The organism is Haloarcula amylolytica JCM 13557, from assembly GCF_000336615.1.
GTDB lineage: Archaea > Halobacteriota > Halobacteria > Halobacteriales > Haloarculaceae > Haloarcula > Haloarcula amylolytica.
On record NZ_AOLW01000041.1, the window covers coordinates 1 to 1,389 of the forward strand.

Genomic DNA, 1,389 nt, shown 5'->3' on the forward strand with positions numbered 1-1,389 from the left:
GCTTCCATCCAATGAGAGCGCCAATCTACTCGATTACCAGTATGAGTGGTACGGACAGGTCTCGGTGGTGGATTTGAGTCCCGATCATTTTGGGCGCCTCAAACCTCGGCCGGTAAGCTGTTACGCTTTTCTTAGAGGGTAGCTGCTTCTAAGCTCACCTCCCGGCTGTCTAGGGCTCGAGACCACCTTCAGAGGATTACACTTAATCCACACTTGGGGACCTTAACCTATCTCTGGGTTGTTCCCCTCCTGGTACACAGGCTTACCCCGCGCACCGGAATCCCCGCGTCAAACAGCGTCTGTAAGTTTGGAGTTTGACAGGTGTGCCGACTCCTCTCGGAGGCGGACACACCAATCGGTCGCTCTACCTCACAGACTACCTCGGCGGAGGTCATGCTTCGACATGTTTCGATTGGAACCAGCTGTTGCCGGACTCGATGGGCCTTTCACCCCTACACATAGATCACGAGAGGGTATTGTAGGACACCAACTCTAACAGACTTCCACGTGCCTTTCGGCACGCTTCATCTTGTCCATGCGTAGATCGTCCGGATTCGGGTCGTGTTCGTATGGCTCCCCGCCCTTGAAGACGGCGGCCCTCGTCGTAAGACTGCGGCCATGTCGGTTTCCCTGTGCCTCCCCGGATACTCCGGTTAGACTTGCCATACAGACACACTCCCTGGCTCGTTTTTCAAAACGTACGACAGAACATCGGCTTCCCGTGAGTCTTACTGGAGACTCGCGTCTCGGTCATTCGTCATGGGACCTTGTATGCCCTGTCGCTCGATCGCCAACTGATTTCATGCTCTATTTCGCCTCCCTTCTGAGGGTACTTTGCAGCGTTCGTTCACACTACTTGTTCACTATNCCATGTCGGTTTCCCTGTGCCTCCCCGGATACTCCGGTTAGACTTGCCATACAGACACACTCCCTGGCTCGTTTTTCAAAACGTACGACGGAACATCGGCTTCCTGTGAGTCTTACTGGAGACTCGCGTCTCGGTCATTCGTCATAGGACCTTGTATGCCCCGTCGCTCGATCGCCAACTGATTTCATGCTCTATTTCGCCTCCCTTCTGAGGGTACTTTGCAGCGTTCGTTCACACTACTTGTTCACTATNGTCGCTCGATCGCCAACTGATTTCATGCTCTATTTCGCCTCCCTTCTGAGGGTACTTTGCAGCGTTCGTTCACACTACTTGTTCACTATCGGTCTCAGGTTGTGTTTAGCCTTCGCAGTCGATGCCTGCGTTATTCGCGAGAGATATCCAACCCCCGCTACTCTGGCACTACCGCACAGCGTACTGGTCTTCAGTACGGGGTTGTCACCCTGTATCACGCTCTGTTCCAAGAGACTTCGTGAAGACGGTCGGCTGATGAGAGGTAGCCC

At 53.9% G+C, this 1,389-nt stretch carries 1 rRNA gene; it reads right to left on the bottom strand.

The window, feature by feature from the left end:
* Positions 1–1,389 (bottom strand): 23S ribosomal RNA (locus C442_RS22485); the annotation flags it as partial.